At 64.1% G+C, this 12,918-nt stretch carries 11 protein-coding genes; 8 read left to right on the top strand and 3 right to left on the bottom strand.

From position 1 onward, the window contains the following. The first annotated feature begins 60 nt into the window (after window positions 1–60). The 8 genes from KW568_RS15060 (at window position 61) to KW568_RS15025 (ending at window position 9,018) form a co-directional block, all read left to right on the top strand. Window positions 61–822, top strand: coding sequence for a 1,6-dihydroxycyclohexa-2,4-diene-1-carboxylate dehydrogenase (locus tag KW568_RS15060; RefSeq protein ID WP_004576274.1), 762 nt, complete (start codon window positions 61–63; stop codon window positions 820–822). A 57-nt stretch (window positions 823–879) separates the two neighbouring features. Next, window positions 880–2,208, top strand: a complete 1,329-nt coding sequence (locus KW568_RS15055) for an aromatic acid/H+ symport family MFS transporter (RefSeq protein WP_004576273.1) — start codon at window positions 880–882, stop codon at window positions 2,206–2,208. A gap of 30 nt (window positions 2,209–2,238) precedes the next feature. After that, window positions 2,239–3,153, top strand: a complete 915-nt coding sequence (gene catA, locus KW568_RS15050) for a catechol 1,2-dioxygenase (protein WP_004576272.1) — start codon at window positions 2,239–2,241, stop codon at window positions 3,151–3,153. A 145-nt stretch (window positions 3,154–3,298) separates the two neighbouring features. Next, window positions 3,299–4,498 carry a benzoate/H(+) symporter BenE family transporter gene (locus KW568_RS15045; protein ID WP_004576271.1) on the top strand — a complete coding sequence of 400 codons (1,200 nt, stop codon included), beginning with the start codon at window positions 3,299–3,301 and terminating at the stop codon, window positions 4,496–4,498. 54 nt (window positions 4,499–4,552) lie between these two features. Next, window positions 4,553–5,803, top strand: a complete 1,251-nt coding sequence (locus tag KW568_RS15040) for an OprD family porin (RefSeq protein ID WP_004576270.1) — start codon at window positions 4,553–4,555, stop codon at window positions 5,801–5,803. A gap of 74 nt (window positions 5,804–5,877) precedes the next feature. Then, window positions 5,878–6,957, top strand: a complete 1,080-nt coding sequence (locus KW568_RS15035; RefSeq protein WP_004576269.1) for a metal-dependent hydrolase — start codon at window positions 5,878–5,880, stop codon at window positions 6,955–6,957. Between the two features lie 68 nt (window positions 6,958–7,025). After that, complete coding sequence (locus KW568_RS15030; protein ID WP_004374343.1) at window positions 7,026–7,937, top strand: LysR family transcriptional regulator; 912 nt, start codon at window positions 7,026–7,028, stop codon at window positions 7,935–7,937. Window positions 7,938–8,037: 100 nt separating this feature from the next. Next, window positions 8,038–9,018, top strand: coding sequence for an LLM class flavin-dependent oxidoreductase (locus KW568_RS15025; protein ID WP_004374344.1), 981 nt, complete (start codon window positions 8,038–8,040; stop codon window positions 9,016–9,018). A 42-nt stretch (window positions 9,019–9,060) separates the two neighbouring features. On the opposite strand, the gene KW568_RS15020 is transcribed toward KW568_RS15025, so the two are convergent. The 3 genes from KW568_RS15020 to KW568_RS15010 all read right to left on the bottom strand — a co-directional run bounded on the left by KW568_RS15020 (window position 9,061) and on the right by KW568_RS15010 (window position 12,857). After that, window positions 9,061–10,158, bottom strand: coding sequence for an alkene reductase (locus KW568_RS15020; protein WP_004374351.1), 1,098 nt, complete (start codon window positions 10,156–10,158; stop codon window positions 9,061–9,063). Window positions 10,159–10,253: 95 nt separating this feature from the next. Further along, window positions 10,254–11,264, bottom strand: coding sequence for an aldo/keto reductase (locus KW568_RS15015; protein WP_004374352.1), 1,011 nt, complete (start codon window positions 11,262–11,264; stop codon window positions 10,254–10,256). Between the two features lie 72 nt (window positions 11,265–11,336). After that, window positions 11,337–12,857 (bottom strand): apoptosis inducing factor family protein, encoded by a 1,521-nt coding sequence (locus KW568_RS15010; protein ID WP_004576268.1) that lies wholly within the window; start codon window positions 12,855–12,857, stop codon window positions 11,337–11,339. Window positions 12,858–12,918: the final 61 nt, after the last annotated feature.

Below are 12,918 nucleotides of genomic sequence, written 5' to 3'. Positions count from 1 at the left end.
CGGACGCATTCGCGGGTAAACCCGCGCCTACAGGGCGCGCGGGAAGGCGGAGATTTGCATATGAACAACAGATTCCAAGGCAAGGTCGCCCTGGTCACCGGTGCCGCCCAAGGCATCGGCCGGGGTGTGTGCTGGCGGCTCAAGGCCGAAGGTGCGCAAGTGGTGGCCGTAGACCGTTCCGAACTGGTCCACGAGCTGGCCGGCGAAGGCATGCTCACCCTCACCGCCGACCTGGAGCAACACACCGATTGCGCCCGGGTCATGGCCAGTGCGGTGGAAACCTTCGGCCGCCTCGACATCTTGGTCAACAACGTCGGCGGCACCATCTGGGCAAAGCCTTTCGAGCACTACGATGTCGAGCAGATCGAGGCCGAAGTGCGCCGTTCGCTATTCCCGACACTGTGGTGCTGCCATGCCGCGCTGCCCTACATGCTTGAACGTGGCAACGGCGTCATCGTCAACGTTTCGTCCATCGCCACCCGTGGCGTCAACCGTGTGCCCTATGGCGCGGCCAAAGGCGGCGTCAATGCGCTCACCGCCTGCCTGGCCTTCGAAACGGCTGGCCGTGGGATCCGTGTCAACGCCACCGCGCCGGGTGGCACCGAAGCGCCGCCCCGGCGCGTACCCCGCAACAGTGCAGCGCAAACCGAGCAGGAAAAGCACTGGTACCAGCAGATCGTCGACCAGACCCTCGACAGCAGCCTGATGCACCGCTACGGCAGCATCGACGAGCAGGTGGGGGCCATTCTGTTCCTCGCGTCCGACGAAGCCTCGTACATCACCGGCGTGACCCTGCCGGTTGGGGGCGGCGACCTCGGCTGAACTGCAACCTCAAGGCAAAAGTTTTCTTCCAAAACAAAAACAAGAGCGACAGATGCCATGCGAACCCTTGATGTACACCCGATCATCGACAATGCGCGCTTTTCCCCGTTTCACTGGATGGTCATGGCCTGGTGCGGCCTGCTGCTGATTTTCGACGGCTATGACCTGTTCATCTACGGTGTGGTACTGCCGGTCATCATGAAAGAGTGGGGCCTGACCCCGTTGCAGGCTGGTGCACTGGGCAGCTATGCGCTGTTCGGCATGATGTTCGGCGCCCTGGCCTTCGGCAGCCTGGCCGACCGCATCGGGCGCAAGAAGGGCATTGCCATCTGTTTCGCCTTGTTCTCGGGGGCGACCATCCTCAACGGCTTTGCCAGCAGCCCGAGCGAGTTTGGCATCTACCGCTTCATCGCCGGCCTGGGCTGTGGTGGCCTGATGCCCAACGCCGTGGCACTGATGAACGAATACGCGCCCAAGCGCCTGCGCAGCACGCTGGTGGCGATCATGTTCAGTGGCTATTCGCTGGGCGGCATGCTGTCGGCAGGTGTCGGCATTTTCATGCTGCCGCGTTTTGGCTGGGAGTCGATGTTCTTCGCCGCAGCGGTGCCTCTGCTGCTGTTACCGGTGATTCTTTATTACCTGCCTGAATCCATCGGTTTCCTGGTGCGCCAAGGCCGTATCGAGGAAGCACGCTCACTGCTCAAACGGCTGGACCCGGACTGCGATGTCCAGGCCGATGATGTGCTTCAGGCGGCCGACCGCAAAGGCAGCGGCGCTTCGGTGCTGGAACTGTTCCGCAATGGCCTGGCGATTCGCACCCTGGCGCTGTGGGTTGCGTTCTTCTGCTGCCTGCTGATGGTCTACGCCCTGAGTTCCTGGCTGCCAAAGCTGATGGCCAACGCCGGCTACAGCCTGGGCTCAAGCCTGTCATTCCTGCTGGCCCTGAACTTTGGCGGCATGGCCGGGGCAATCCTCGGCGGCTGGCTGGGCGACCGCTACAACCTGGTCAAGGTGAAGGTGGCGTTCTTCATTGCCGCCGCACTGTCGATCAGCCTGCTGGGGGTGAACAGCCCGATGCCGGTGCTGTACCTGCTGATCTTCATTGCCGGCGCCACCACCATTGGTACGCAGATTCTGCTGTATGCCGGCGCGGCGCAGATGTACGGCCTGTCGGTGCGCTCTACCGGCCTGGGCTGGGCCTCGGGCATCGGCCGTAATGGCGCCATCGTCGGCCCGCTGCTGGGCGGTGCGCTGATGGGCATCAACCTGCCACTTCAACTCAATTTCATCGCCTTCGCCATTCCTGGCGCCATCGCCGCGCTGGCCATGGCCGTGCACCTGGCCAGTGGTCGGCGCCACGCCCAGGCCCTGGCGGCGCAGGCCTGAACCGAACAGAACAAGACGAGGTAACCCCCCATGACCGTGAACATTTCCCATACTGCCGAGGTACAGCAGTTCTTCGAGGAGGCCGCAGGCTTTGGTAATGCGGCCGGCAACCCACGCCTCAAACGCATCGTGCAGCGCCTGCTGCAGGATACCGCGCGGCTGATCGAAGACCTGGACATCAGCGAAGACGAGTTCTGGCACGCCGTCGACTACCTCAATCGCCTGGGCGGTCGTGGCGAGGCCGGGCTGCTGGTGGCGGGGCTGGGCATCGAACACTTCCTCGACCTGCTGCAGGATGCCAAGGACCAGGAGGCAGGGCGCGTTGGCGGTACCCCACGCACCATCGAAGGCCCGTTGTACGTGGCTGGCGCACCGATTGCCCAAGGTGAAGTGCGCATGGACGACGGCAGCGAGGAGGGCGTGGCCACGGTGATGTTCCTGGAAGGCCAGGTGCTGGACCCGCACGGACACCCGCTGCCGGGTGCCACGGTCGACCTGTGGCATGCCAATACCCGTGGTACCTATTCGTTCTTTGACCCAAGCCAGTCGGCGTACAACCTGCGTCGGCGCATCGTTACCGATGCCCAAGGGCGTTACCGCGCGCGCTCCATCGTGCCATCGGGCTATGGTTGCGACCCGCAGGGGCCAACCCAGGAATGCCTGGACCTGCTGGGCCGTCATGGCCAGCGCCCGGCCCATGTGCACTTCTTTATCTCGGCGCCCGGGTACCGGCACCTGACCACGCAGATAAACCTGTCGGGGGACAAGTACCTGTGGGATGACTTTGCCTATGCCACACGGGACGGGCTGGTCGGGGAGGTGGTGTTCGTCGAAGGGCCGGAGGGTCGGCATGCCGAGCTGAAGTTCGACTTCCAGTTGCAGCAGGCCCAGGGCGGTGCCGATGAGCAGCGCAGCGGGCGGCCGCGGGCTTTGCAGGAGGCCTGATCCACCGAGTGGGCTTTTCGCGGGCATGCCCGCTCCCACAGGTGAAGCCTGTGTAGTCGTTGTGGGAGCGGGCAAGCCCGCGAAGCAGCCAACACCCAAACAAGAGCCCGCCACAAAGGCCGGCCGCTGCCTTGCGAGAAGCTTCATGAAAACGCTGATCAAGGACTGCTCTGTGTCGGCCATCGTCGCCGGCAGCATTGCCACGACGATCTCCTATGCCGGCCCGTTGGTCATCATTTTCCACGCCGCCGAAGCGGCCGGCCTGTCGCACCAGCAGTTGTCGTCCTGGGTTTGGGCCGTGTCCATGGGCAGTGCCGTACTCGGTGCGCTGCTCAGCCTGCGCTACCGCGTGCCGGTAGTGATCGCCTGGTCGATCCCGGGGTCGGCCCTGTTGGTCACCGCCTTGCCGCAACTGGGCCTGGAGCAGGCCGTGGGTGCCTACCTGGTGGCCAACCTGGTCCTGCTGCTGATCGGCATCAGCGGGGCCTTCGACCGCATCATCGCGCGCCTTCCGGGCTCTATCGCTGCCGGTATGCAGGCCGGGATCCTGTTCAGCTTTGGCATCGAAGTGTTCCGCGCCTTGCCGGTGCAACCGCTGCTGGTACTGGCGATGTTCGTCACCTACGTGCTGATGCGTCGGGTGCAGCCGCGCTATGCCGTGGCTGCGGTGCTGGGCGTGGGCATGCTGGTGACCGTGGCCAGCGGTACGTTGCGCAGCGAGGCACTGGTGCTGGAACTGGCCTCACCCCAGTGGGTCACCCCCCAGTTCAGCCTGTCGGCGGTATTCAGCCTGGCGCTGCCGATGGTGCTGGTGGCACTGACCGGGCAATTCATGCCGGGTATGGCGGTACTGCGCAACGCTGGCTATGCCACGCCGGCCAGCCCGCTGATCAGCGCCAGTGCCCTGGCTGGGGCGCTACTGGCGCCGTTCGGTTGCCACGGGCTGAACCTGGCGGCGGTTACCGCCAGCCTGTGCACCGGCCATGAAGCCCATGAAAACCCGCAACGGCGTTATGTGGCGGCGGTGGCTGGCAGTGCGTTGTACCTGCTACTGGGCATTGCCGGGGCCACCTTGATGTCGCTGTTCGCCGCCTTTCCCGCCGTACTGATCGCGGCCCTGGCCGGTTTGGCCCTGTATGGCGCCATCAGCGAAGCCCTGGTCCGCAGCCTGGCAGAACCGGCCGAGCGCGACGCCGGGCTGTTCACCTTCCTGGTCACCGCTTCGGGGGTGGCTTTTCTGGGCCTGTCGGCAGCGTTCTGGGGGCTGCTGTTCGGCCTGCTGGCGCACGCGCTGCTGAGGCTGCGCCAGCCACGTGCCCGGGAGGTGCTGCGCCGTACTCCATGAACTGCCGTGTTTCCAACGCTTTACCCATAAAAACAAGATCAAGAGAGCTTCGGAATGAACCACACCCCTTGCGTTGCCCTGGGCCTGACACTGCTCAGCCAGCCACTGCTGGCTGCCGAAGGCGGCTTCTTCGAGGACTCGAAGGCCACCCTGAGTGCCCGTAACTACTACTTCAGCCGCGATTTTTCCGACATTGTCGGGGCCAACAAACAGTCCAAGGCCGAGGAGTGGGCCCAGGGTTTCATCCTCGACTTCAAAAGTGGCTACACCCCGGGCCCGGTCGGCTTTGGCGTGGACGCCCTGGGCTTGCTGGGGATCAAGCTGGACAGCAGTCCAGACCGCACCAACACCGGCCTGTTGCCGGTGCATGGCGACGGCCGTGCTGCCGATGAGTACAGCCGCCTGGCGCCGACCTTCAAGGCCCGGATATCAAAAACCGAACTGCGTGCAGGTGAACTGCAACCGAACCTGCCGGTGCTGACCTTCAGTGATATTCGCCTGTTGCCACCCACCTATCAGGGCCTGAGTTTGAGTTCGTCGGAAATCGACGGGCTGACTATGCAGGCCGGGCACTTGAAAAGCACCCACCTGCGCAACGAAGGTGGCGACGGCAAGATGAACGCGATGCTTGGCCATGTGCCGATGCGACAGGCCGAAAGCGACGCGTTCAACTATGTGGGAGGGGACTATGCGTTCAATGCCAACCAGAGCAGCGTCAGCCTTTGGTACGGTCAGCTGGAGGACATCTACCAACAAGGCTTCGTTGGCCTGAAGCACAGCAAACCCGTCGGGGACTGGGTACTCAGCGCCAACCTGGGTTATTTCACCGCGCGTGAGCAAGGCGATGCGCTGCTGGGCAACATCGACAACCAGGCGTTCTTCTCGCTGTTCACTGCCCGGCACGGCGGGCACAGCTTCCATGCCGGCTACCAGGGCATTTATGGCGATAGCCCGTTCCCACGGGTATTCGCTAACATCTCGCCGTTGGGCAACGAGGTGCCGACCTATGAGTTTGCCTACACCGATGAACGCTCGTATCAGGTGCGCTACGACCACAACTTCGCCGCCATGGGCGTGCCGGGCCTGACAGCGACCGTGCGCTACATAACCGGCAACAATGTCGACACCGGGCTGGGTTACGAGGGGCGTGACCGCGAGCGTGACCTGGATATCGGCTATGCGGTGCAGAGCGGGGCACTGAAAGGGTTGGGGATTCGGGTGAGGAACGCCATGGCGCGCTCCAACTACCGCAGTGATATCGACGAGAACCGCCTGACGCTGGTGTACACCTGGCAGTTGTTCTGAGCCTTCCAGGAGAATTGCGCATCAGGGGTGTATGAGGGTAGCGTGCGGAAACGACTCTTTCAGGAATCCCCACATTGGACTCCATCACCCAAGCCGTACTTGGCGCGGCGCTGCAAGGGACCGTGCTCGGGCGCATCCAGGGCCGACGCTCGCTGCTGTATGGTGCAGCACTGGGCACGCTGCCGGACCTGGATGTGATCATTCGCTATGCCGACCCGGTGTCGCAGATGACTTATCATCGCGGCTTCTCCCACTCGTTGTTCGTGCTCACCGGCCTGGCCTTGCTGTTGGCCTGGCTGGTCAACAGGCGCTGGCCCGGCAAGGGGTATACCTTGCCCAGGCTTTTTTTGGCGTTCTGGCTGGTATTGGTAACCCATCCGGTGCTCGACGCCTTCACGGTTTACGGCACGCAGTTGTTCTGGCCTTTGCACACCACCCCGGAAAGCTGGGCGGCGGTGTTCATTATCGACCCGGTCTACACCGTGCCGCTGCTGGCTGCGGTGGTCTTCACCCTCATGAAGGGCGTGACCCGCAGGGCTACCCGCCTGCTGACCATGGCCCTGGTGTTCAGTACCTGCTACCTGGGTTTCGGCCTGGCGGGGCGCATGGCTGCCGAGCAGCGCTTCCAGTCGGCACTGGACCAGCAAGGTATCGTCGTGAGCGAGGTGCGTGCCGTGCCGATGGCATTCAACAGCCTGGTCTGGCGGGTGTTGGCCAAGGCCCCGGATGGCGATTACTACGAAGGCATCAGCAGCGTGCTCGACCAGCAACCACCCGAAATGCAACGCTTGTCGCGCAACCTGGAACTGGCGCAAGCACTGAACAATGACCCTTTGCACCAGCGCTTGCGCTGGTTCACCGATGACTGGCTGCGTTATGACCAGATTGGCGACGCACTGGTGGTCACCGACCTGCGCATGGGTATCCCGGGGAATTACACCTTCCGTTTCAACATGGCTCAGCGCGATCATCAAGGGCAGTGGAGGGTCGGTGTCCCTTCGCCGTGGCGAGGCAGCGGGCCTGGCTCGCTGTTCAACGCTCAAGAGCTGATGCTTATCTGGCGACGCATTGTCGACCAGCAGCCGCCACTGCCGCTGGCTAACTGGACCGATCGCTACCTCGGGCAAACGGAAGCTGCAAGGCAGCCCCACTAGATCAGGAACCTTGCATTGCCTGAAATCGCACCCATCTATGGCGGTTCGATCAGCGTCAGGAAAACACCATGGAACCCAACCGCTTCGGCGACATCGCCGCTTTCGTCAGCGCCGCGAAGGCCGGTAGCTTCACCGCTGCGGCTGCCAGCCTGGGCCTGACGCGTTCAGCGGTGGGCAAGAGCATCGCCCGCCTGGAAGCCCGCATGGCGGTGCGCCTGCTCAACCGCACTACGCGCAAGCTGAGCCTGACCGATGAAGGCCTGGTGGCGTTCGAGCGCTGGCGGCAGATTCTGGATGACCTGGACGAGGTCGAAAGCACCATGGCCCTGCGCCGCGGCAAGCCCACTGGCACCCTGCGCCTGACCGCACCGCTGTCGCTCGGGCAGCGCCATGTATTGCCTATCCTCGACCAGTACCTCAAGCAATGGCCCGAACTGCGGGCGGATATCCGCTTCACCGACCGTTTCGTTGATCTGGTCGAAGAGGGCGTGGACGTCGCCGTGCGCATCGGTGCACCTAAGGAAGACTCGCAATTGCTGACGCGCACCGTCGCCTGGCAGCAGTTCGTGACCTGTGCATCGCCTGCGTATCTGGAGAAGCGCGGTGTGCCGCAGATGCCCGGCGACCTCTATGGCCATGACAAGATCGCCTTCCTGGCGGGCGAGAAGGCCATGCCCTGGCGCTTTCACACAGAAGCGGGGCTGCACCTGTGCGAAGATCCCGGGCGGCTGAACATCGACAGTTCCGAGGCCATGCTTGACGGCGCCCGGGCCGGTTTCGGCCTGATTCACCTGCCGACCTATATCACCGGTGACGACCTGCGCGCTGGCAATCTGGTGGAGGTACTGCACGCCTACCGACCCCCGGCAGACCCCATTCGCATCGTCTACCCAAGCAAGCGCCACCTGTCCCCTCGGGTACGCGGCTTCATCGACTTGTTGGTGGCCAGCTGGGAGCCGGGCGTGCCTTGGGAATACTGATTGGGGAATGCCAGGCCCCTATGCCGGGCCTGAAACCGGGTTTATCGCTGGCGGCGCAGCATGGAAACTGGCAGCCACTGATAATCCCTCTGGAGACCCCATGACTGCACTGTCCGTACTGGATCTGGTCATGATCGGCGAAGGCAAGACCTTCGCCGATGCGATCGAAGAATCCCGCCAGCTGGCGCGGCATGTCGAGCAACAGCACTACAGCCGCTACTGGATCGCCGAGCACCATGACATGCCGGGCATTGGCTCGGCTGCCACGTCGCTGGTGATCAACGAAATCGCCAACGCCACCCGACACATTCGTGTGGGGGCTGGCGGCATCATGCTGCCCAACCATGCGCCGTTGGTGGTGGCCGAACAGTTTGGCACCCTCGATACATTGCACCCGGGCCGTATCGACCTGGGCCTGGGCCGTGCGCCAGGCACGTCCGGGCCGACCGTGCGTGCATTGCGCGGCGCCGCGCCAGAGCGTGATTTCAGCCAGGACATCGCCGAGCTGCGTGATTACCTGGCGGACAACGGCAAACGCCGGGTGCGCGGCGTACCGGGTGCGCACGATGTGCCGGTGTGGATCCTCGGTTCCAGCCTGTTCGGTGCTGACCTGGCGGCGAAGCTGGGCCTGCCTTATGCCTTCGCCTCGCACTTTGCCCCGCGTTACCTGCTGCAGGCCATTGCCCATTACCGCGCCAACTTCCAGCCGTCCGCGCAACTGGCCAAACCCTATGTGATGGTTGGCATGAACCTGTTCGCCGCTGCCAGCGATGCTGAGGCGGACTACCTGGCCAGCTCCCACCGCAAGTGGATGCTGGACCTGCATGTCGGGCGCTTTGGCTTGCTGCCCAAGCCGCAAGAGGGTTACATCGAACGCTTGCCGGACCACGAGCGCGCCGTGCTCGAGCAGGTGATGGCCTGCACCGTAGCCGGAGGGCCTGAACGGGTGAGGGAAGGGCTGCGCTCGCTGATCGAGCAGACCGGGGCGGACGAGCTGATGATCGACTGCCGCATCCATGACCCGCTGGCGCGGCAGCGGTCACATGCCTATGCCGCGCAGGCGCTGGCTGAACTGGGCTGACACGACAAAAAACGGGCGCCCGCAAGAGCGCCCGTTTTTGCATCAAGCCTGCTTCAGGAACGGATAATCCGTATACCCTTCAGGCCCATTGGCGTAATCGAACTTCGCCCGGTGCTCATTCAGCGGCGCTTGCAGCCGCAGACGCTCCACCAGGTCGGGGTTGGCAATGTAGGCGCGCCCGAACGCCACGGCATCGATCAAACCCCGCCCGATGAGGTCTTCGCCTTTCTCGGCGGTGTAGGCACCGGCCGCGATGATCACCCCGGGGTAGGCGGCGCGAATGGCCTGGCGGAACTCGTCACGCAGTGGCTTGCCACCGGCCCAGTCCGGCTCGGACAGGTGCAGGTAGGCGAGGTTTCGCTTGGCCAGTTCGCGGATCAGGTACAGGCCGGCGGCTTCCTGGTCTTCGCCATTGTCCACACCATTGAAACCACCCAGCGGGAACACGCGAATACCGACCCGGTCGGCGCTCCAGTTGGCAATGGCCGCATCCACCGCCTCCAGCACAATGCGCGCACGGTTTTCAACGCTGCCGCCGTAGCGGTCTTCGCGCTGGTTGGCACTGGGGGTGAGGAACTGGTGCAGCAGGTAACCGTGGGCGGCGTGCAACTCGATGAAGTCGAAGCCGGCTTCACAGGCATTGATCGCGGCCTGGCCAAAGTCGGCGACGATGCCAGCGATCTCCGCTTCGCTGAGCGCCCGGGGGGCGGAGGTTTCCACGCGTGTCAGGTTGCCTTGCGCGTCACGCAGGGTGGTGCGTGCGTCCGCCGGCAGCGCCGAAGGGGCCACGGGTGCCTCGCCGCCAGGTTGCAGCGAGGTATGCGACACCCGCCCGGTGTGCCACACCTGCACGGCGCTGTGGCCGCCATCGGCATGGATGCCTTGGTTGATGTGCTTCCAGGCAGCGATCTGTTCGGCGCTGTGAATGCCGGGCGAGCCAGAATAGCCCTTGGCCTGGAAGGAGATTTGCGTGGCTTCAGTGATGATCAGGCCAGCACTGGCGCGCTGACGGTAGTACTCGGCCATCAGCGCGGTGGGTACATCACCCGGCTCCAGGCTGCGCAGGCGGGTGAGGGGGGCCATGAATACGCGGTTGGGCAGGGTGAGTGGGCCGATTTGCAGCGGTTGCAAGAGTTTCATTGCAGCTCCAGAGGTGGAAAACCAATGGTGCGCACGATACCGAGGTGATTGGGGAAAGGGGGGACCGGGAGCCCGGCTCAGGGCTCCCCAATGCGTCAGCTGCGCGCCAGCCGCCCACTCACATAATGCGCCACGTCATTGAAGCCCGGCGTGGACGCATGCCCTGGCGTTACCAACGAATCGATGAACGCCTCATCCTCCGCGGTAATCTTCACCGCCAATGCGCCGCCATAGGTATCCCACTGCTCCTCGGTCCGCGGCCCGACAATCGCCGAACTGACCCATTGGTTATTCAACACCCAGGCAATGGCGAATTCGACAATACCCACCCCCTTGGCCTCTGCATACGTCTGAATCTGCCGGGCAATGGTCAGCGACTCCTGGCGCCACTCCACTTCCATGATGCGTTTGTCCTGCCGCCCTGCGCGGCTGCCGGCGTCCGGCACCGCGCCCGGCGCATACTTGCCGCTGAGCACGCCCCGGGCCAGCGGGCTGAAGGGTACGACGCCCAGACCATGGGCGGCGGCGGCAGTGAGCTGTTCGGGCTCGGCCTGGCGGTTGACGATGTTGTACAGCGGCTGGCTGACTACCGGCCTGGGCACACCAAGGCGCTCGGCAACATGGCAGACCTCGGCAATGCGCCAGCCACGGAAATTGGACACCCCCCAGTAGCGGATCTTGCCCTGGCGCAACAAGTCGCCAATGGCCTGCACGGTCTCCTCCAGCGGTACCTTGTGGTCTTCGCGGTGCAGGTAGTAGATGTCCAGATAGTCCATGCCCATGCGGGTCAGTGTGGCATCCACGGCATTGAAGATGTGCTTGCGCGACAACCCGCTGCGGTTAGGCAGGCCGTCGGCCGGGCCGAAGCCGACCTTGCTGGCGACGACCCAGTCATGGCGATGGCGCGCCACGGCTTCACCGACGATTTCTTCCGAGCGCCCGGCGTTGTACACGTCGGCGGTGTCGATGAAGTTGATGCCTTGGTCCCAGGCCTTGTCGATGATGCGCAGGGCATCCTCGGTACGGGTCTGCTCGCCGAACATCATGCTGCCCAGGGTAAGGGCGGAAACCTGCAGGCCACTGTGGCCGAGGGGGCGGTAGATCATGCGCGTGGGTCCTTATGCAGTCAGCTGACCTGCCTGTTTTACACACAACCTGGATGCATTGAAAGGCACCCCTTAGCCAATGAGCGCCAAAGCTTCCTGCAGGCTCAAGGGGCGCTTCAGGCGTTGCGACAGCGTCGCCATGGCATCGGAGTAACCCTTGGCGATAACGGCCTCGACGCGTTCATCCACACACTGCAGGGCAACAAAATCGCCGTTTTCCGGGTCACCGACGAACTCGATCCGGTTCCAGTCTCTGGCATGGCCTAGCACTTCATAGGTACGGCCATGCTGGTAGGTCCAAAAGAACGGTACATCGGCATAACGGCGTTGTTCGCCAAGCATGTTGGCGGCGGCGATCACCCCGTGTTGCTGGGCCAGGCGCCAGTGCTCGATGCGCACCGGGCGCCCCGAGAGCGGGAACGTGGCGATGTCACCGGCGGCCCACAAACCGTCAGCTGCGCGCATTTCGGCGTCGACCCTCACCGATTTGTCTTCGCCAAGCGGCACCCCTTGAAGGAACGCGGTGGCGGGTTTTACCCCGGTGCCGAACAGCACCAAGGGGGTCTGCAGCCGTTCACCATTGGCCAGTTGCACCGCTTCGACCTTGTCCTGGCCTTCGATCCGCTCGACCTCGGTGGGGCCGTGGAAGGTGATGCCTTTTCGTTCATGCAGCGCGCGAATGCAGCGCCCGATACGCTCGCCCAATTGTCGGGCCAGAGGGACTTCGTGGCGCGAGACCACGTGCACCTGCACGCCATACTTGCGCAATGCCGAGGCTGCCTCCAGGCCGATGAAGCCGTCACCGACGATGACCACCGGTTGGCCAGGCTCGGCTGCGTCGAGCAACTGTGCAGCATCTTCCAGTGAGCGGAGGGTGAACACCCCGGGCAGGTCGGCGCCGGGAATGTCGGGGCGCAGTGCTTTACCGCCGGTTGCCAGCAGGCAGGCGTCGTAATCGATCTGCTGACCATCGGCGAGGGTGACCTGGCGCTTCTGGCTGTTCAGGGTGCGCACCTTGCCGTGCTTACGCTGCAGTTGGCCCTTGCGCAGGGCGTCGGCTTCGAGCAGCGCGGGGACCTCGTCGGGCGGCATCTGCCCGGCAATCACGAATTTGCTCAGTGCTGTGCGATCGTAGGCCGGCTGGCGCTCCTGGTCGATCCATACCAGCCTGCCCGCGAAGCCATGAGCCAGCAGCGTGGCGACGGCGGCGCTGCCGGCGGCCCCGGCGCCGACCACCACAAAACAGCGGGCATCGCTGTGCCTGGGCGGTTCGGTTGCCGACAGGGGCTGGTCATCGACCCAGACTTCATCGCCCTTGATCCACGCCTTGTAGCGGCGCAGGTCGGCGAGTGCAGGCGGCTCACAAACCACGCCGTCGTCAACGGCGAACGCAGCTTTGTGCCAAGGGCAGACCAGCAAACCACCGCAAACCACGCCTTCATCAAGGGGGGCGCCTGCGTGGGGGCAGTGGCCCTGGTAGGCGTGTACCTGATCGCCTTGGCGGATGAGGATGAGTTCTTCGTTGCCGGCCTGGACGCGCAGGGGGCGGTGCTCGTCGAGCTGGGCCAAGCGGGCCACGGCGTACTGGGTCATGGGGGCTTCTCCAAAGGGGCCTTTGGAACCATTTGACGCCTGGGGCGGGAAGGGGATGCGT

Origin of the sequence: Pseudomonas sp. HD6515 (assembly GCF_024971855.1) — a bacterium.
GTDB lineage: Bacteria > Pseudomonadota > Gammaproteobacteria > Pseudomonadales > Pseudomonadaceae > Aquipseudomonas > Aquipseudomonas alloputida.
This window is presented reverse-complemented; position numbering and strand designations above follow the sequence as displayed.

Bases quoted from the DNA above. Each gene is read 5' to 3' on its own strand.
- KW568_RS15025 (WP_004374344.1), top strand. From the start codon at position 8,038: ATGACTGCACTGTCCGTACTGGATCTGGTCATGATCGGCGAAGGCAAG.
- KW568_RS15020 (WP_004374351.1), bottom strand. From the start codon at position 10,158: ATGAAACTCTTGCAACCGCTGCAAATCGGCCCACTCACCCTGCCCAAC.
- KW568_RS15055 (WP_004576273.1), top strand. From the start codon at position 880: ATGCGAACCCTTGATGTACACCCGATCATCGACAATGCGCGCTTTTCC.
- catA (WP_004576272.1), top strand. From the start codon at position 2,239: ATGACCGTGAACATTTCCCATACTGCCGAGGTACAGCAGTTCTTCGAG.
- KW568_RS15060 (WP_004576274.1), top strand. From the start codon at position 61: ATGAACAACAGATTCCAAGGCAAGGTCGCCCTGGTCACCGGTGCCGCC.
- KW568_RS15045 (WP_004576271.1), top strand. From the start codon at position 3,299: ATGAAAACGCTGATCAAGGACTGCTCTGTGTCGGCCATCGTCGCCGGC.
- KW568_RS15015 (WP_004374352.1), bottom strand. From the start codon at position 11,264: ATGATCTACCGCCCCCTCGGCCACAGTGGCCTGCAGGTTTCCGCCCTT.
- KW568_RS15040 (WP_004576270.1), top strand. From the start codon at position 4,553: ATGAACCACACCCCTTGCGTTGCCCTGGGCCTGACACTGCTCAGCCAG.
- KW568_RS15030 (WP_004374343.1), top strand. From the start codon at position 7,026: ATGGAACCCAACCGCTTCGGCGACATCGCCGCTTTCGTCAGCGCCGCG.
- KW568_RS15010 (WP_004576268.1), bottom strand. From the start codon at position 12,857: ATGACCCAGTACGCCGTGGCCCGCTTGGCCCAGCTCGACGAGCACCGC.